The following is a 19998-nucleotide window of genomic DNA, read 5'->3' on the forward strand; positions in this document are numbered from 1 at the left end:
CGTTTTTGTGCTTTAATTCCAAAATTCTCTCATCTAAAGTGGATGTTTGAGTGGTTCATTCAAAATACTACTTTTGATTTTCCGTCTCTTCAGATGTACGGAGCTTTTTCAAAAATCAAATACTAATCCTATAATCCACTTGGTTTAAATAAATGATGAGTGTACTTACCAATGTCACTATGTGGATTTTGTAACTGTTCAAAATGAAATGGTTGGTTGTTTCTAGAAGTAGTCAAATTATTGCTCATCACGCAAAAACTCAGGAATTAAGAATAGTTAATTAGGAACAGTAGAGGGACTACCAAAAATAATTGGGTCTTTTTCGTGATAATTGATAAACGGAACTGGCCCAATAAAGTAGGGAGTACAAGTCCGACCAACAAAAGGAATAGTCTTGCAAAAACGGAAAAACATAGCAGTGTTAACGGAACCGCTAGATTCATCTATATCCCAAACCACTTGTTTAAATGATTTACCAAAGGGATGACGACCTGTTGGCTCAAGACCACCATTAGCTACAGCTAAAATTCCATAGCCACCTTTGACTTTTTGGACTTTACCCGAAATCCATTGCGCTCCAGTGGTCTGACCAAGACCTGAAGCTTCAAAGTGGACGCAATTATTTTGATTGCAAGGGACATTAAACCCCTCTTGATAACTGCCAGAAATGCTGCGAATCCGGTTAGCTTCTATATCTCCCAATGGCAAATCTACTTGACCAACGAAAGAAAGATCCGGCTCTGGCACATTAGGAAAATTATTCCAAGATAAATCCTTCAATCCGGGAATGTCTGAAATTAGAGTATCTTGCCAATTAGCAAATTCATCAAATGATGAGTTTTCAATCCCCGGAATCGATGTCAGCTTGTATTTAGACAAATCAATTTCATTGCCGAGAGTGATATTATCTAAATTGTAATAATTAGCAACGTTACCAATTCTTTGATTAGTGCTGATACCCATTTGGCGAAAAAAGTCGGCTATTGGTGCTACACTACTGGCTGATTGATTAGCTAAATCAGGTATAGCCTTGACTAAATCGCTAAGGGTTTGAGTTTTGATTATTCCAAAATCATCAAGCTTTAAACTATCTAAATCAATAGCTAATGCCTGAGATATCGTCGAAAGGGTAAGCTTTTCAATATTCAGATTGGCATCTTCAAAATCCCCAAGCTCCATAAAATCGCCAATACTTTGTCCAGCTTGCCAAGTTCTAGTCTGATTCCCTCGGTCAGTTGGGTAAGTCACATTACCAGATTCAGATACAATCATGTCTTGAAACTTCATTTTTGACCAGTCTGGAATCAAGCCATTCTTGCTACTAACAAATGGGACTTGTGCTGATGCTTTGGGCAGTATAAATCCAATTACCTGATTCATGATTCCATACTTACAAAAACTGTGAATAAACAATCCTCCTAGCAACCCAAACAATATTAAATAGCGAATCGTGTCAAAACTAATTTTGGGCGAACGCTTTGATGATTTCATATTTGTCCAAGCTCAATTAATTTGTTAACTAAATTAAGTGAAACACCAGCTTGAAGAGCAGCAGCAGGCATTTGCTCTCCACCTTGAAAATGAGTCAAGAATTGCTCAATCCGATTGTTAAGTTCATCAGATGAGGAGAGCGAACCATTACTAATCGCTACTCTCATCCCCGCTCTGATTTGTTTTATGGTGTTGATAGTTTGTACTAGTGGCGATAATCTCGGTCGCGTTACCAGAGAAGATGGCTTATCCGAGATAATTGACACTTGACTGTATTCAGGACGGGAATTAGATGGGGTAACTTGAAAGTGGTAAACTTTGCGTGAGCCAGAAGCAGTTTGAGTAATCACTGTAAGCAAAGTTGCACTTGTTTGCGGCAGTCCTGGAACCGGAAGCTTTTTAATCCGGCGTAAGTGAAGTAATCCAGCACTACTGTTTTGACAGTTCTGGTCGATTCCCTCTAAACAACCATCAGTGTCAATCAAAACTTGCGAGGGATCGTCAATCCACACCCGCTTCACCATCTCCTTGACTTCATAAAATGAAATTGATACGCCTGAGCCATTCCAGACCTTAATTTTTTGCAGCTTGGCAGTACTGCCACTAACCTGAGATTGCTTTATGGTGCGGACTGTACTTTGAGCATAGGTTTTGACTGGAACTAGACACACTGCCAAAAAAGCAGCAACCCCAAGCTGGAGCGCTGTCATGAGTTTTAACTTCTTCATGGCAACTCCAGAGAACGATTCACCAAAAACGTAATCTTCGTCCCCTGTGGGATATACCAAACATTGGGACGAGCGGTGATTTCTTGGTTAGAAGTTTCTGCACGACGAGCAATGGTGTCACTAAGCTTGCCAAAAGCACCTTGCAAGAATGCCCCGCCAATATTGCGCTGGCTGTTTGAAGTCGTGCTAGAGCTAAATGTCCCTGTAGCAGAATTAATTACACTGCTACTGGAATCAGATTGATTCAGGATTGTTCCTACTTGGCCCAAACCACTGACTAATCCCACAGTCAAGTCAGAACCTCCCCCTTTCTTATCTTGGAACTGTTTAGCTAACAACGGTTTCCCGCCTTCTCCTAATACAGAAATTGCACCGCTACTAATTGGGTACTCAGTGTTATCTTTGATAATGCTCGTGACTTGCACACTTACATAAGAGCCACCATTAACCTGTAGGGGTTCAACGGCCAATAAAGTGCCTTTATGAATTGCCACATTTCCATAGTTGTCATGCAAATCAGCCGTTAATCTAGCAACATAGCGTTTACTATCATCTGGAGCCTGCTGTTGTTGGAAGCGAGTATTTTCGCTTTGCTGCTTGACCACTGGAGTCACTAAAACACCATTTGCGAATTCCCCAACAACTAAATAGCGAGTTTTACGCTGTTGCAGAATTTGGTTTTCTTGAGGCAAGTAATTACCATCTGCTATTTGTTTATCAGATTTAGAATCGGCTAACCAACGAGGGCGAATTTTCTCAATTTCTGTGGATGTACTGTTAGAGAAGTTAGGGCGTGTTTGCTGTGTTGTATAAGCACTATTGGGTGGCTGTACTTGAATTCGTGTTGTATTCGGTGTTTGAAAGGATGTCGCCTCTGTTGATATCTGCTGGTTATTTGAAGTAGGTGTATAAGCGATTTTTCCGTAAGATCCTAAGCTGCGAAGTCGATTAAATTCAGCTATCACGTCTGTTGGCGTTTCTGTTTTCGGCGTAACAGTCCTAACAGGATTACTAATTCTTGGCAATGTTTGATTACGAGGTGGTGATGAAATAGTCTGGTTAGTTCTACTCGGAACGTAATATCGTCTAGGGCTATAACTTTGTGTTTGTGCCACAGGTCTAACTGTTGGTGTTGGTGGTGAAGCTGCAACACTCACAGGTTTATTATTAACTTTAACTTCCTGCTTACTCTGATTAATCTTATTTAATTCATCTTCTTGCTGATTCAGCGCTAACTTAGCGTAAACATCCCCATCTGTTTGCTCAACTTGTTCTTTATTTCCTGAAGACTTTGGTTCTTCAATAGTTTTAGTAGTATCGCGGTTATCAGGATTAAAAATTCCATTCAACAGCCAAAATATAGCTAGGAAGGTCAATCCAAAAGGGAGTGCTATGACCAACAATCTTGACCAGGGAGAAGTAATTACTGTATGTTTAGTTGTGACTGATGGATTATCTAATTCTTGCTCTGACGTAATTTCCCTTGGGCTAAAATCTGAACTCATTGCTGAAGATTTTAAGTCATCATCTATTTGGAGAAAATCATCTACAGTTGATGAGCTATTAATGTGAGTATTTGTCATTGTCTGTTAGCCAAATTTAAATCGACGATTTGCGTAATTTCTAATCCAGCTTGCCTGACTTGATATATTTTCTTTGCCAGAGCAGTAGTATCATTAGGGATGTTTTGCGGTGTACTAATGGCTTCTACAGTAATAGTTTTGTTAAAGGGTATACCTTTGCCTGCATTATCAACTCTTGTAAAAGTAACGAGAGTAGCTACTAAATCTACTGACCATTGACCATCTTTAATTTTGCGAGGTGATGAAATGAAGCGGGGAATCAAAGATACTTGTGTATCACCGTTAAATACCCCTGCTGGGGTCATTTGAGCTAGCTTACGCAAAAATGCTGTCCGAAAATCATGCTTTTCACTGATTGCATAAGCAGCTTCATAAGAAGAAGTAGTTACTCTGCCATTAGAACGTTCAGTTCTACCTACATCTATACCAGCATCTTGTTTAGTAATGGGTTCTCCTTTTTCATTAAAAGTTTGAACAAGTCCATCCCAGTTAAACATCTTGATAAATGTGTTAGAAATAAATTTTTTAATAACTTCATCGGAGCGTTCATTCGGTTCTACTGCTTGGGCAACAACTGATTCTCCTGATGACAATTGCACTAGGGCTAACTGCTTTTTACCTAAACTACTGACTGCCCCATAATTAAGGATTTGTAGTAATAAAGAGAACAAAGCCATCGAAAATCCAGCTAGTGAAATTATTCCGATTCTAGTTGGGACAGATTTGTTATATTGCAGAAGCTGTAACGGCTCTGGTTTTGCCTTTGTACCATTCTTTGTATTAAACATTGTTAGATTATTGGTGAAGAGGGAACTCTTAACTCTTAATAGAGAACTCTTAATATAGCTATTACCTCTATTTACTGAATTTTGATACTAAACTGCCACCAGATGTTGTTATAGCTTTAGTAGCATCAATAGCGATTGTGCTATAGGTTTCAGCCGCTTTGTTGATTTGTTGAAGTACAGCTAAACCACCACCAGCAGCTAATCCAGTTGCTAAGAAAGGAGCAAAAATCCCAATTGTAAAAAGAAAGAATAGAGGTTGATCTGCTCTAGAGGTAGCAATCAATTGTCCGGCTAATCCGGCAATTACGTTGAAACAAAGTTTTGCCATTCCTACAGCGAAATAACCCGTAAGCCAAGTAAAAATTGCTTTTCCACCATAAGGTAACAAAGAACCACCTACAGCTAAAGGGCCAAGAAGTGCTGTTAACAACATCGTTAGTTCAATCGCCCATTGGTAAGCTCCGTTCAACCCAATCAGTACAATCGAAACAATTTCGATGACCGAAGAACCAATATAAGCACTGAAAGGAGAAAGTATTACTTGTATAGGATTAGCCCCACCTTTAATTGCCTCTATTGGAGCTTGAATAATTCTGTCTATTTTTTGAATGACCCACGAAAACGGGCCGCTTTCACCAGTAAAATAACTCGGATAGTCTTGTTGAAGTCTATCTTTAGCATCCGACAGACATTTAACAGATTCTTCTGGACTCAAAGACGAGGTTTTGCAATTTTCTATTTCTTTCGCAATAGCTCCACGCACCGCTTCTACACCCAAAGCTTTTTGATATGCAGCTCTTAAATCAATACCTTTTGCTGTACGTGTTAGCATGTATTGGTTTGTATTGTTAATGTAATTTCTGATTCCGAGAGTACCTGCTCCTAAAGCTTTGCCATTATTTGCTAAGAGTACTATAACTATCAACACCCAAATAAAATCTGTGTATGCACGTTGTTCATCACCTAAGAGCATTTTCTTTGTCCACTCAACCATGAAAAAAACAAATGTTGCAACGGCGAATAATACACCGACTTTGCACATAGCAGCATATAAATCACCTGTGATAGTTTCTTCCCAAGTCTGATTAAAACCTTGAGCAATAAAATCTGCTGTCTTACTTGCTTGTTCTAATAAATCTGCACCAGCAAACTGAGATTGAGCGAATAAGTAATTTTTTGAAAGCATAAGGGTGAATTGATGATAAGGAATCAGGAAGATGTTAAGAGTTTCCTCTCCTGGTTAATTTTCTTGCGTTGGATCTAAACGAGATATACCGATAAGTTCATGGGTCAAAGAAAGAGTACCTAATTCATTCAAATCTTGTTTTTTGCGTGCATTTGCTGTGTTTTCTGCAACTTGAGTCAGCATGAGATTGGAGTATGAATTATCCTGCCTTGCTTGCAATGAATCAGTGCGCTGTTGTGCCAACATGGAAACCACCAGACCATTTTGAGCGGCGATCGCTTTCAGGACATTTTGAGAAGCATCCATGTCTTGAGCCTGGTCAGCAATAGTTTTTGCGTCTTGGGCTATTTGTGTTGTTTTCTCTATTTTTTGAGACGTATCTGCTTGCCCAGTTTTACCTACAACACTGATGATTGAAGCTCTTGTGAGTTCTCGCTCTAAATCTTGCCCCTTTTCCTTAGCGACTGGTAAAGAGTAAGTATCAGCAATCCGATTTTTTAGTTGATCACTACTAGCAATCGGATCTGGCGCTCCCATCTCTCCGACAGTATTATCAATTGCAGCTTGAGCATCTTCCTTAATGCCAGCCCAACTCTGATCTATTTGCGATTGTGTCCAAGTTTGGATCTGACTTACTTCACCTTTAATATCATCAATTATAGAGCTAAAAAAATCACTAATGACTAATCCATAACTGGGTGTAGCTAGTAATAAACTTACTACAGTAGCAGAAAGTAGTACAGCAACTTTTTGACGATTCTTCATGGTTAAGCTACCTTTGTTTTTTGTAATTGAAACATGAGTTTTTTAGCTTCCTCAGATAATTCTTCTGACCGAATCATTTTGATATAATCCTCAGTAAACCTGACCATTCCTAATAAAGGATTATCTTGATAATTTTTCAGAAAAAGAGTCCGCAATTCTTGCTCATGGGGATTGTTAGCAACAGATGCCAATAAACAGTGGGCGGGATAATAACGGCAAAAAGTTAGTTTACCGTTATCATCAAGCAACCATTGAGAGTAAATCCCCGATTTTTGAGGATAGAAAGCTTCTGTACTGTTAACCCGAATGATTTCGGCAGGATATTTAAATCTATCTATGAAGGGGTCTACTGCTGAGGTTTGTATCCTCCCGACTAATCTAGTCCCAATATTTGCAAAAATCTTAGATGCTGCCTTGCTTTGATAAATACTCTCTGGCTCTTGGGCAGATAGGATTACGCGAATTCCCGCTTTTGCACCATTTGCACACAATCTACCAATCAAATCTGCAATTGATTCAAATTGAAATAAGATTGGTGCTTCATCGAGGAAGAAGATACTGACTTTCGATGCTAACGCTCGTCTGAGTGCAGCAGCATAAGCGCTCAGAGCTAAGATGGCTGCATCCGCTTCACTTGATAAATTTCTTAATGCAAAAACAAGTAATTTTGCATCAGTTCTAAAACTAGAAGGGCGAGAAATTGACTGTCCAACTCTTGTGCTTAACCAGTAACTAAGTCTCAGTCGAATTTGTTCTAAAGCTGACATTATATCTCGACTGTTACTGGCAATAGAATCTAATTTAACAAAAGCTGGGGAACAGTATTTGTAAAAGTCTTGCAGCGTTGGAGTTTCTGTCCATGCCTTAGTTCCCACTCCTGATAAGAGCGCTAACTTATAGCGCATTTTGATTTCATCATCGTTGAAAAATATTTTTAATGTTAAAGCAATGATTGACTCAATATTGGTAATCATTCCAGGACTAACCCCAATCATGCTAGTTCCAATCACCATTGTCATCAGCACCGATTTCAAAAATTCCTTGAAATCATTCAATCTTTCATTGATAATTTCTGGTTCTAGCCCTTGCAAATTCGGTAACTCAAAAAGATTGTTGTATTCTTTAGAAATATCAAAGTAAGCCCCGTCTTTCCCCAACAAATTAGTGTAGTCAGTGAAGGTAGATGTACCATCTGGTTTGGGGTAATCTAAAGCGACAACTGGGATATCTTGGGCAAGTGCTGGTGTAAGAATTCCAGCCACCAGTACTGATTTCCCCGAACGAGTTGCACCGAAAACAGCTAGATTCTTGTGATTTTGGTACAAGTCTAGATATACAGGTGTTCCGCCCTCTTCTGCAATTAACTCAAACCCAGTCCGATCTCCTGTGGCTGTGCGAATTAAAGGCATCAGCCCTGGTGCTTCCGAACTAAAATATGGCAGTCTGCGGTTAAAAGGCTTGGTTAACAGTGGTTCCCAAACAAATGGACAACACTGCAACCATGTCTTCCAGGCGTATTCTATCTCCCGGTCAACTGCCGCCGGACGCAAGAAGTAACTCGCAAGGTAACGGCAAGCTTCATCTAAAGAGCGTGTTGATTGACGGTGTACCAGAAAAACTACAGCCGTGTGTACGACAACATTTCCTTTGTAAATCGTCTTTTGGGCTTCTACTGCTGACTCAATATTCAGTCCCGACTTGACATCAATATTACCTTTATCACTGGATAATGTCGTAGAAGTAATCGATTGTTTAGTTAGTCTTTGCAGATTAGTTTTTGTGATTCCTTGGTTAGCTTTCGTAACTTGACAGATGATTTCAGTATCGAAAATCCTATCTCTAGATATCAGTGACCAGAGATATCTTAGTTGTCCCTGTTCGTCTATCCAGCCCCCTGGTTTTTGACTAAAATTCAGCGCTCCAATATATTTATCTTGGATTTTTACCCATTGACGATCCAAAAATGGTAAAGACTGCTCATCTTCTAGTAAATGATGCCGGATGTGAAAATCGCTTGTTTGGGTTTCAATTAGTCCATTTATTTCATCTATTTTTAAGGGATTTGGGATTGCTGTTGGTGGAGAATGGTTAAATTGCTGCCAGATTACCGTCCAGAGTTCTTCAGGACTCAAAGCTTTAATCCCTAATTTCATCTTATTACTAAGCAAATTCTCCCATGATTGAAAACCATCATTAAATGAATTTTGCAGAATATTTTCAATCTTGGTATTATTAATGTAGTGAATTTCTCCAGTGAATTTGTACCAGAATTTCTCCAATTGTTTAATAATAGACTCAACAAAATCTTGATTTCGTGACTCATCAGAAGCAACAGTATAAGTACACCATAACCTCAAGAATTTGTTTTTTCGGATTCCACTTTTAGTTAATCCTTTGATTCGTAATCTTTCACTACGAATCAAGAGTTTAAGTTGTTCGACTGAACAAGTATTCTCAATTTGCTTAAGTTCTTGTTGACGTTCATAATCCGAAGTAAATGAACCAAAATGTATGGTCATTGATTCTTGCTCTGGGATTTCCTTAAGTCCGGCTTCTATCCCCTCGAATATCGGTAATATTTGTTCATTGGCTAAATTCGGATGAATCCCTAAACAATCAAAACAAAATTTAATCTGAATAGATTCACCTTTTTTGAGAATCAATGCACCTATGCCTTTTCTCCCGCCTAAATTCAAGTTGCAAATCCCTGCTAAATGAATAATGTCCTCAAAGGGAGTCAAGACTTTAGCAAACTCAATTTGCTCTTTTTCTAATGTTTTCTTACCTAATTTATCTGGATATTTAGATTGTTTCGGAGTTTTCATTATGAAGGCACAAATTATCTACGATTGGTGGATGATTCAAATTATTTACTGTTACAAAATAGGGAACTCTTAACTCTTAAGTGGGAACGGTAAAAAATGAGAAATTCAAGAAGAATTCAGGAGCAGAGCCGGAGATGCTACGAAGCACCGCTTTTTCGGTCTATTACATTCCTGAATTATGACCCAACTCTTGGAGAAGCTACGCCCTAAGCGTAGCTATGCCGCAGGCTTTACGACAAGCTCAGGGCATCGCCCCTGACGGAGTGAATTTTGACTCTCAACCTACTTCTTTAATTCTGGGAATTCCTCTGTTGCCTGTTCCCTATTCCCTTTTAATTCTGATTTTTGTATTCTTTTTCAATGTTTTAAAAGGCATATAACCTCTACTAATTCGTGGTACGCCGATAAATTTTCCCAAAAAATCTTTATTCGTAGAAACTACCCACCATGTTGCCCATCCCCAAGCAATACTTAATCCAGTTGCTAACCATCCAGCTTGAAATGTATAAGAAACAACAAATACATTCACTACTCCTATTACTGACCAAGGAAAAATTTGGTCGGCGGGAAATGGGCCTAATCTGGGTCTGTCTCCCAAAATTCTATTTACAGTCCGAAATTTATTTTCATTTTTCATGATCTCAAACTATTTCAGCATGAAAAGACTGTATTAAATCAGTTATCAGTTATCACAGTTTCAGTCAAATAGTTTGACCCTAACTGTTACCTACTAATGAGTGAGAAATGGGGGACTCTGACGATGCAGATAAATACATCACTCTCTACTGATAACTGTTTACTGTTGGTTATGCCGCACCTCCACCAACAATCAAGCCAGTAACTAAATCTCCTACAAAAACTGAAAGGACAATAATTAATGGAGTTCTGGCTAATGTTTGCCAATCTTCATCGTTGCGGGCCGCTTGAACAACCCGGACTAGGCTGATGCCTACGTAGAGTAAGAACAGACCCCTTAATACGTTGAAGAACAATGCTACAACTGCTTGTGTTTGTCCGTTCCCAGCATTACCAAAGGTATTAGTCATCCAGGTTTGAGCAGTGTTAAAAAACTGTGCATCGGCTGGCGAGGAAGCAAAGTCAAGTAGACAAACAACCGTCAAAATCGTAAACAACACCGCATAAAGATTGACTCCATACTTGCGTTGTATCTGCTCAAAATTAGTCAACAGAGCTTGAGATTGCTTTGGTAGTGCTATAGCGATCGCCGTAGCAATCATCAATCCACCTAAGAGGATGTTATGGACTGACATCGACACAATCATTGCCGCACCCGTCGTTCCCATTAGCACTAGTGTGCTATTTGTTATCGTGCTGTTCTTTTTTCCTGAAGCCAGTACAGCAGCAGTATCGGTATTAACAACCCTTTCAGTCTCGTTGCCGTAAGTATGCATTTCGTTCTCCTAAAACGATACGCATATTATTCGAGTTTTCACCCACAAAACCTACAAACTAAAGTACTAAAAAAAACCGTACCTTTGCTTACATAGAATATTTAATACAATCTATTTCACAGTAAATATAGCAACTAGACTGCTTATATAGATGTTATAGCTGTTTATTATCAGTATTCTAAATTATATAGGTATACAATTTTGTATTCATTAAGAAAAATTAGAAAAATAAGCGCCAGATAGCCTATTGACTTTTTTCCCTTTATTGGTTTTCTCGTCAAGCAGGAGGGTGTGGGGTGGTGCGAATACGGTTCAGATAAGCATTTTTCACTTTCCTTGTGGTCTGGGGAATGGCTTTGCAGGTATTGGGTAAAGGATGTATCCAAAACCAATACCAATACCTTTCACCGAACCGTATTGGGGGTAGTGCGACTCGTTTGCGGTGAATTCATAACCGCTCCAACGGGGCTTGGTCAGTATGGAACCGGTAAAGGCTGGATGTCGAGCTTGTCGCCGACTTGAATTTTAACAGCACCAGAGGGCAGTTCTAAAACCTGAGTAGCAACACTACCCCTGTAAATTGGACAAGGATTTTTTGCACAAGGTGGAGCGTTGTAAATTACCGTCGTCACCATACTATCCTTGATGAAAATGATGTCTAGGGGAATTTTTACTTGCTCCATCCAAAAGGGGACATTTTTGTATTCCTTGCCCAAATTAAACAACATCCCGCGATCGCCGGGCACATGATTGCGAAACTTCAGCCCCTTCTCTAATTCAACAGGTGTGGTGGCTACTTCCAACTTGAATGTCCGCTGATTGTAGGTGAGCATCTGCTTTGTGGGTAAATGCTGGGGACGAGTTTGCAAGTAGGCGATAGTTGATGAAGCGACAATTATTGATATTCCCGCAATTGGGCCAAGAATATTTAACAGTTTGTAAGCCGCAGCATATAAGTCGATTGTTGTGGGAATTTTGACTAATTGCATAATTTAACCAAAAATATTGACATTGCCGGCACTATATATACTTGAGTCAAGGGGACTGGACGGTAAACCCTGTAAATCAGCTTTGTTTCGCATACCCTCAATCCGTTCAGCTTCCCGGATTGCCAGAGGATTCATATTATTTCTCGCTGACAATAATGCTTCAAGTCTAATTTCTAGCGGCGGCAGTTCACCTATAGGTGGAACATCGTCTGTGAACATCAGGCAAAAAGTAGAGATAGCCGCCCTTTCCACAATTGCTTGGATTTCCGCACCCACACAGCGATGGGTCGCTTTGAGCAGTCTACGCCATTCTTCATCGCTGAACCCATCTCTATCACGGAACCGATAATCAAATCTAGCGAGATGAATTTTAAAAATCGAGTGTCGTTCCCCATTATTGGGTAAATCCACCTTAAAAATGTCGTCAAATCTCCCGCTTCTAGTCAGTTCTGGTGGTAGCCATTCAATGTTGTTGGCAGAAGCAATAATTAATACATCACTCTTTCTTTCCTGCATCCAGGTTAACAACATCCCTGCTAGTCTTCGGGACAAATCATCATCGAGAGTAAATCCCTTGTCAAAGTCGTCTAGGTATAGAATTACACGGTTAATCCTGTCTACTAGTGCCAGCAAGTTTTTTAGCTTGTACTCCGCCATGTTGCCGTAACTACGAAAACTGCCCCACTCTAAAACGATCATCGGAATCCCCAATCGCTGGGAGCAAGCTTTCGCTGAATGAGATTTACCTGTGCCTGGGGGCCCAATCAATAAAATACCTTTGGGTAGCCGAAGATTATATGCTTTAGCTAACGGCGTTAATAAGCGCTTATATGTCTTAAAAGATTCCTGCATCAAGTCCAGTCCGCCAACTTCAATTGCTGGGGGCTGGAGAAACTCAATATTGTAAACTCGCCTGAGCAGGTCAGTTTTGTAAAGAGAAAGTTTTTTTGTCAGTTCTTGGGCTTTGGTACAAGAAGCTGTAGCCCAACTAATCCCATACTCAATATCTGCTAAATACATCCCCACAGCAGCAAGGGCAATCTCATTAATTTCCTTTTCACTATAGTTTTTTGGCAATACCCCTTGTAGATAATTGCTGATTTCTTCAACTGTTGGCAGTTCTTGTCTAATCGTCGGCACAAATGCGGTAATTTCAGATGAAAGACTGGCGTTTGGCCCCAACAGGATAGCTGTTCTATTTGAGTTCCGGTTGTCAAGTTTCAGATTTATAAGGGCAGACTTAATCCATTCGGCGGTTAAGAAAAAATCCGGGTCAGTAGTTGAGTTTCCCAACCAAGGAAATATCCCCTCTAATATTAAAATGCCTTCTTTTTCAGTCGCTTTCCAAAATCGCAGGATCTCAAAGTAATCTTCGCGTTTATTTTTGGTCATCGGCTGATACTCTAGTACTTGTTGTAAAATCAAGTCCTGCCCATTAACCTCTAACTGATGTAGTTGATCGTCTGATAGTGTCCACAGATAGCATAAAACGTGCTTTTGTTGACATTCCCTAGCAATGCTTTTCAGTAGTCTTGCCCTTTCTTGCAGTGGAGATTCTATCGCAATCAAAGGATTGTTTAGTTTTATCAGGTCAAATACTTGCTCTATCAGCGTAGTATTCATCAGTTTTTTTATTTGTTGGTCATCCTGATAATAAAAGTTGTAAAAAATTGTTTCCACAGACAAAAGTATTGAAAAATACAGTACTTTTACCTCTTGCTTTTTGACTACAATATGCCATTCTCTCTTAATTTATCCAACAGAATTCAGGAGTCAGGAGTCAGAATTCAGCAATGCTTTATGACCGAAAAAGCGGATGAATAATAGGATTTAAAACCCCCACCAAATCTACGATTTGGTGGTCAACAAGACCTGCGCCGGTCTGAATCCCCGACTGATTGATTCTGACTCCTGTTAGCGGATAGCTAAGGTTTAGCCCATTCTGACTTCTGAATTCTTCTTCAACCGCATTGTCTGAGTGAGCAATTTTACTTAAAATCAACGCTATATTATCAGAAAATTGCAATTAATATTAATATTTAAGTCTCAACTATTTTTTGTATTTAATATTTGCCATATTTATCTATAGATAAAATAAATATATTTAATAAATTGACTTTCAAACTTATTCATCTGTTAAAATATTGACAAAAAATTGTGCAAATTAGGTGTGCTTTTATGATATTCAATCTTAACAAAAACCGGATTTATGTACTTGCTTTACTGTTAAGTTTGGGAGTGTCTTCATGCCAATCACCAGAACAAAAAGCTGCTTCTGCTCAAAAAGCAGTAGAAGCAGAGCGAGAGCAAAAGTTCAAACAGTTTGTCGAGAGTACGCCTGATTTATACAAAGTAACTTGGAAAGTTTGTGGGAATGCTGGCGTAGATTTAAATAGAAAAATAAATTTGGGCTGTGATGAAACTAAAAATATTCCTACTCAAGGTTTCCAAACACCCATTTATGTATGGGGCCCTGCTGGAGAAATAAAGTTTATCACTAAGCCTAGCTTCTTTGCTGATATTTCATCGGACTCAACTCTTTTTGTCAAATCTAGGGGATGTCTTGCATCAGGTACTGCTAAACAAGAGCAATTATATGTTGTCAGAGAATTTCCACTAAAGAAAGGCAGTAATCCTCAACCTAAAGATGCGAAAATAGAAATCCTGCCAAAACAGGAAAAAGAGAAGATATTGCGAGATGCTGTCGCAAATGCACAAATAGAAAATGCAGCTCTTACAAATTTTGGTGTATCCTCCAATGGGCTAATTCCTACAGGGAAAGCTTGTCAATCATTTGATGAGTGGAAGAAAGCTAATTAGGAACTCTCTTTCAGTTTAACTAATATTGGGGTCAAGTCCCCATCCCATCCAGGGGAAACGCATCTGAATTACTCTATGATCGCAACGAAGGTTAGGAACCAACGAAAAAATCTTTCCTTTCGCGTTTGTTTACCTCCATCTGTGTGAAGAAAGCCAATCGCCGCAGACCAGAACTGTCTCACCATCTCCCTAATGTTTACATTTGTATACGTTGTAGACGTATCCACGGCTTCCATTTGCCGTTGGGAGAACGCATTTAAATTCTTCCTATTAACTGATAAATATTCTGAAAATCTCTATTTCACAGTCAGAGTCCGAATTCTTTGCAATGCCTGCCTAAACTTGTTGGCATCATAGGTTTTTTTTAAATAATTTTGGAAACATCGGAAACATTATGGAAACATTGCAAAATTTTCTTGACCTATCAGTGAAGGGATGCCAAAATTGGTCAAACAAGCGCAAGTAGGAGATTAATCGATGAAAGTAACTAGACATCGAGACAAAATTTTAGCAGCGCTACGGGAATGGTTTCGCATTCATAAACAAGCACCTACTCTGGAGGAATTCTGTGCTGAACTGGGAATGCAACCCCGCCAGAAAGCAACACTGCAACGATGGTTGCAGACGATGCGAGGTATCGATGTGGAATGGGAAGATAATGCTGCCCGCAGTCTTCGCTTCCTCACCCCTGAACCGGACATTGAACCAGGACTACAAATACCCGTAACGGAAACATTGCGGTATTTAGCAACCGGCTTAGTAGAGTGGGAAAAACAAGAACCTATGAACAGAGCGCATATTCCAAAAGCTCTTCGTGTTGGAATGTCCAGAATGCATTTAACATCTTTGCTTTCTGGAGACGAACAAGCCCCCTCAAGCCTGCCAGAATTTTTTAACTGGGCAAAAAAACCAGTTCTTGACTGGCAACCAGCAGCAGAGATTAAACACCTATCATCGGAAGTCACTCTTATAGAAGATGGGTTAGTTTCCGATTTTGCCCTCCAGTGGCAAGTTACGGGTGCTGATGTAGAAATGCAGGTGCAAGAGAAAGTCCTGCAAGATGTCCTGGAATACTGTCGGGTAAACCAACTAGAAGAAGCTTATCGCGCCTTACGAAAGCTGATTATTGAGTGTCCTGTCCTCCCCTACTCTCAATACCGTCGCCTTTTGTCTTCATCCCAATTAAGACCTCTGCGTGATTTTTTGCTGCAAATGTATGTGGATTTGGTTGATTTAACAAGTGACCCCACTTATCACTTCTGCTCTCGCTGCAAATATGTAATGCGTCGCCGTCGAGATGGAACTTATAACTGCCGAAACATGACTTGTGAACAGCTGAGTGCGAAACTCCGCCTCCCACCCCAAGCGTCAATTCCCAAGCATGAGGCAGAAGATTGGAAAGCCCTTACCCCTGGTGTGCATCGGTACGGGACACTGCCAGGACTTTGGGAAATTCAGCTTGCAGAAACCCTGACAAAACTGGGAGTACACGTTACTCTTTGGCCTGAAATTGATCAATTTGACTTACTCGTAGAGTTTAGTAAAAAAGTTCGCTGGGCAATTGACGTTAAAGATTGGTCGTATTTAGATGAAGAGCGTTTGCGGAAAGTAGACTATCGCTTTGATACTACTGAAACCTTTATAGTCTTCCCAGATGAGCGAAATGATGTCTTACGAATTGAGGTGGAACGCCAAAGACTCGAACCAGGATTGGGTGGCGTGCGCTTGAAGCTGGTTAGTGAAATTATCTCCCAAGCGAAAAAAATTCTGGAGAAGAAAAATCATGCGTGATATTTCTCAATGGGGTAAACCATTGCGTCAAGCCCTTCGCAAATCGCAGGACTTAAAAGCTTATGTGGAAGAAAGTTTACCTGATGCAGAGGCTAATATACAGCAACGAGAAATAGCACGTCTTGCTCAACTTATTGCGGAAGTGGAATTGGGGTTAACCTTACTGATGGAGGTAGCTCCAGAAGAAAGAGCGACTTCCGTATCAGCGTTACTTTTAGGATATCGTTTTCCAGTCAAAGCACTTGAAAGTGAAGAAAACTGGCTACTCGTACAAAAAGCCCGTTTTTATCTTGTGCGTCGTAAAGGAAGACAGTGGGAGCGGACTCTGGCTGAATACATTAAATTACCTGAAATTATCAGGATATTCAGCTTAACGGATACAAATGATGTTGCTCAACTGATTCCATGTAGCACTTACCCCCAACGTTTACAACTGTACCGTCAAACCCTATCAAAAACTCCATCGCACAAAAAAGGAAAAGTCAAACTAGCAACCTCTGGTTATTGGTATGCCAAAGTTTCTCATAAAGGTCACACTACCGTTGATGTTCCGATCAATATTCCTGAAGCTGTCGCTAATCTGGCTCTTTCTCCGCAGATATCTTTTCATGGCACACGCACGGCTGTGAATCCCTCTCGTCTTGTCACCTTAGAAAAATTGCTACAAGATGCTCAGGAAATGGATGAAAAACTGGCCCAAGCTGGGTACGAGCCAGAAAATTATCATCAACGTCTAACAGGAATTGCCTTAAAGTTATACGACGCATCAATAGATGATTTTCAACCTTCCCTACCAAACACTGAAATTAAACTAGAGCAACTTGTCCACATTGTCGGTTTATTGAATGTAGGTAAATCAACACTGCTTGATATTCTGATTTACCATTTTGCGAAACTTGGATATCGCTGTGCATTGCTGGTAAATGATGTTGTGGCAGCAGTGCGTGTGGCTTCTCTATTTCGAGATGGATTGGGAATTCTTGCGGCCCCTGTGTTGGGAAGCAGCGATCGCTTTCAACACTTAGAAAAAGTTTATGAACCAATTCTAGCAACCCAAGGTGAAGAAATCGAAACAGGAGCAATCCACCCAGCATGGCGTTGGTTTAGTCCTGTCTGTCCTTTACTACCTTTAGTGCAATCAGAAGAAAAATGGGAGTTCGGTGAAGAACCATGTCACAATCTTTACCAAAAACAACCCACTACTAAAAACGGCAATTCCCAGACACAGGATGATGAGGATGTCGAAGATTTTGAGGAGGGCGAGAGTGAAGATAAATATACTTGTCCCTTGTATTACAAATGTCCGCGTCACCAATTAGAACGAGACATAGCTACAGCATTGGTTTGGGTGTTAACACCAGCCAGCTTCATTCATACGCGCGTTCCCCCGCAAGTTTTTGCAGAAAAACTGACCTTTGCTGAAGCTGTTTACCGTGAATGTGACTTTCTCTTTGTTGACGAAGCCGACAGGGTACAGGTGCAGTTTGATGAAGCTTGCGCCCCCGATGAAGTCTTAGTAAATTCTTCTGGAAACTCCCTATTAAATAAGCTAGGACTCAAATTCGCCACCACTATTTACAATTCTGACCGCCGCAGCATGGCGGCTGAACTCGTTGCCACTGCAAAAAGAGCTAATGACTACGCGCAAATTGCAACAGACCTAATTCTCCCCCGGCTCCATAACCAACCAAAACTTGTGGAATGGGTGGGACAAAACCCCTTTACAGGTCGTTCACTCTTCGCCCATATAATCCGCGACATTCTAGAAACACCAGAAACAGAACAGAACGAACCATCTCCTAAGCTGAAACGTGCCGAACGCAGCAAGGAACGACAAAAACGCATTCAGGCTGGTTTACCCCCCGAAGAGGAACGCCAGCGCCGTAAAAAAATCATGCAAACTTTGGAGGGATTTTTGCAAGCTCCCCTTAATCGTCGCAAAGGAGGAGAACTTTCAGACCTTGCCTTTACTCTACTGAGTGCCGAAAATGATGCTAGGGCATTAACTGAGGTTGCTGAATGGTTACACAAATGGCTGGAATCCTTGGGGATTTCTCTCGCAGAAAAAACTAAATTCGAGGAAGTTACGCACCATTTGCACTTAGCAATTCTGGTAACGGTACTCAACGATAAGCTGGGCTTTCTAGTTGATAACCTGAATGCACTCATGCGGGCGGGAGTTCTTGACTTGCATGACACGAGTCTTGCCCTTGTGTACCGCCCACCCCGTGATTATCTGCCAGTTGTGCCATCTTCACCTGTGGGAAACATTTTAGGCTTCAGGTATACGCGAGATCGGAGTAACAAATCTGGTGGGAAGTTGGAATATTTTCGCTACGTTGGGGTTGGACGCTATTTACTCCTAAATTTTCCCCATCTCTTTGCTGTTGATGGTTGGGATGGCCCCCATACAGTTTTGATTTCAGGCACTAGCTACGCTCCAGGGACACCTGCTTATCACATCCGCAAAAAACCGACTATATTGCTAGAACCAGCTACCAATAATTACACAGCAGGTGATGCCGGAATTGGCGAAAGCGACTTTTTCTTCAGTTCCCAACCTAATGCAGTCGGCAAGTACATCGCCCTATCGGGACTGCCACCAGATGTGAGAAAAATAGCTGTTAACGAAATGGTCAAGGCCATCTGTCACAATCCTGGACAAGCCAACAGCTTTCTCGATCAATTATTTGCAACCTTGAGTGATTTAGCCAAACAAGATCCAGAACGTTGGGGCGATCGCCAACGCTTATTGCTGATCACCAACAGCTATGACGAAGCAGAATTGGTGGAGTCAATTTTAAAACCCCTCTACCGTAATGTTGAAAATCTTAACGGCATTGCTACCCTACGCCGTGACAATGCTCCGGCTCACTTGAGTGGTATTCGTCGCGGTCAAATTCGTGACCTCGCCCAAATGTCTATTCCAATTGTCGTTGCACCTTTGATGGCATTAGAGCGAGGACACAACATTCTCAATGAGAAGCGGATAGCAGCATTTGGGGCGGCGGTATTCTTGAGCCGACCAATGCCAGTTCCCGATGATTGGCAAACTACTGTCCAGCAACTCAATAATTGGGCGCTGGAAAAGTCTGAAGATTCTAGGCTTTATGAAGCACTAGAAAAACGAGGCGATGCTCTCACGCTGACGAATATAGAAAATGAGTTCTACCAGTATGCGGTGGCGAAAATGCTTGACTTAAACTGTCGGGCGATGTCCTTCAAACAGTTAACCAGTGATGAACGTTCTATACTCTGCTGGACTCAATTGGTAAGTGTTTGGCAAATTATCGGGCGTTTGGTACGTGGAGGAGTTCCCTGTATTGTCCATTTTCTAGATGCAAAGTTTGCACCTCAATCAGTTGACAGTGAACTCGACAACGAACGAACCTCACTGTTAGTAGGCATAATCAAGGAACTTCAACTTGCTATTGAGCTAGAAGACAAACAACCTTGGGAAAAAACATTAGCTAAATCCCTCTATGGTGCTTTCTTTAATGCACTCAAACAAACAAAGGATTTACGCTATGACCAATAAAATCATTTCGCTATCGTTCTTCTTGGTCAACAATCTTAGGGAAAAACATTAGCCAAATCCCTCTACAATGCTTGCTTCAATG

Annotated in this window: 14 protein-coding genes and 1 pseudogene; 4 read left to right on the forward strand and 11 right to left on the reverse strand. The window is 40.6% G+C overall.

Annotated features, from left to right (window positions below):
* Positions 1-126, forward strand: a pseudogene (locus tag IQ274_RS23180) (IS630 family transposase); the annotation flags it as partial.
* 150 nt (positions 127-276) lie between these two features.
* On the opposite strand, the gene IQ274_RS23185 reads toward IQ274_RS23180, so the two are convergent.
* The 11 genes from IQ274_RS23185 to IQ274_RS23235 form a co-directional block, all read right to left on the reverse strand.
* The gene (locus IQ274_RS23185) at positions 277-1491 is read right to left on the reverse strand and encodes a hypothetical protein (protein WP_194143538.1); all 1215 of its coding nucleotides are present in this window, start codon (positions 1489-1491) and stop codon (positions 277-279) included.
* Positions 1488-2201 carry a hypothetical protein gene (locus tag IQ274_RS23190; protein WP_194143539.1) on the reverse strand — a complete coding sequence of 238 codons (714 nt, stop codon included), beginning with the start codon at positions 2199-2201 and terminating at the stop codon, positions 1488-1490. The genes IQ274_RS23185 and IQ274_RS23190 overlap by 4 nt, the downstream gene beginning before the upstream one ends.
* Positions 2202-2215: 14 nt before the next feature.
* Positions 2216-3802 carry a TrbI/VirB10 family protein gene (locus IQ274_RS23195; protein ID WP_194143540.1) on the reverse strand — a complete coding sequence of 529 codons (1587 nt, stop codon included), beginning with the start codon at positions 3800-3802 and terminating at the stop codon, positions 2216-2218.
* Complete coding sequence (locus IQ274_RS23200) at positions 3799-4590, reverse strand: hypothetical protein (RefSeq protein ID WP_069074533.1); 792 nt, start codon at positions 4588-4590, stop codon at positions 3799-3801. The genes IQ274_RS23195 and IQ274_RS23200 overlap by 4 nt, the downstream gene beginning before the upstream one ends.
* Before the next feature lie 67 nt (positions 4591-4657).
* Positions 4658-5776, reverse strand: a complete 1119-nt coding sequence (locus IQ274_RS23205) for a hypothetical protein (RefSeq protein ID WP_194143541.1) — start codon at positions 5774-5776, stop codon at positions 4658-4660.
* A gap of 54 nt (positions 5777-5830) precedes the next feature.
* Entirely contained in the window at positions 5831-6541 is a 711-nt protein-coding gene (locus IQ274_RS23210; protein WP_194143542.1) for a hypothetical protein, read from the reverse strand.
* Positions 6542-6543: 2 nt separating this feature from the next.
* On the reverse strand, positions 6544-9366 hold the full coding sequence (locus tag IQ274_RS23215) for a hypothetical protein (RefSeq protein ID WP_194143543.1): 2823 nt from the start codon (positions 9364-9366) through the stop codon (positions 6544-6546).
* A 322-nt stretch (positions 9367-9688) separates the two neighbouring features.
* Complete coding sequence (locus IQ274_RS23220) at positions 9689-10003, reverse strand: hypothetical protein (RefSeq protein ID WP_069074926.1); 315 nt, start codon at positions 10001-10003, stop codon at positions 9689-9691.
* 169 nt (positions 10004-10172) lie between these two features.
* Entirely contained in the window at positions 10173-10778 is a 606-nt protein-coding gene (locus IQ274_RS23225) for a hypothetical protein (protein WP_194143544.1), read from the reverse strand.
* A gap of 473 nt (positions 10779-11251) precedes the next feature.
* A complete protein-coding gene (locus IQ274_RS23230; RefSeq protein WP_194143545.1) occupies positions 11252-11767 on the reverse strand; it encodes a DUF192 domain-containing protein in 516 nt (171 codons plus the stop codon).
* A gap of 3 nt (positions 11768-11770) precedes the next feature.
* A complete protein-coding gene (locus tag IQ274_RS23235; protein ID WP_194143546.1) occupies positions 11771-13390 on the reverse strand; it encodes an ATP-binding protein in 1620 nt (539 codons plus the stop codon).
* A 555-nt stretch (positions 13391-13945) separates the two neighbouring features.
* Between IQ274_RS23235 and IQ274_RS23240 the strand changes: the two genes are divergently transcribed.
* From IQ274_RS23240 to IQ274_RS23250, 3 genes are all read left to right on the forward strand, one after another.
* Positions 13946-14587 carry a hypothetical protein gene (locus IQ274_RS23240; protein ID WP_194143547.1) on the forward strand — a complete coding sequence of 214 codons (642 nt, stop codon included), beginning with the start codon at positions 13946-13948 and terminating at the stop codon, positions 14585-14587.
* 477 nt (positions 14588-15064) lie between these two features.
* Positions 15065-16378: a Fis family transcriptional regulator gene (locus IQ274_RS23245; RefSeq protein WP_163930330.1), complete on the forward strand. Its 1314-nt coding sequence runs from the start codon at positions 15065-15067 to the stop codon at positions 16376-16378.
* A complete protein-coding gene (locus IQ274_RS23250) occupies positions 16371-19916 on the forward strand; it encodes a hypothetical protein (RefSeq protein WP_194143548.1) in 3546 nt (1181 codons plus the stop codon). Before IQ274_RS23245 ends, IQ274_RS23250 begins: the two co-directional genes overlap by 8 nt.
* Positions 19917-19998 lie beyond the last annotated feature (82 nt).

Origin of the sequence: Nostoc sp. LEGE 12447, from assembly GCF_015206985.1 — a bacterium.
Taxonomy (GTDB): domain Bacteria; phylum Cyanobacteriota; class Cyanobacteriia; order Cyanobacteriales; family Nostocaceae; genus Nostoc.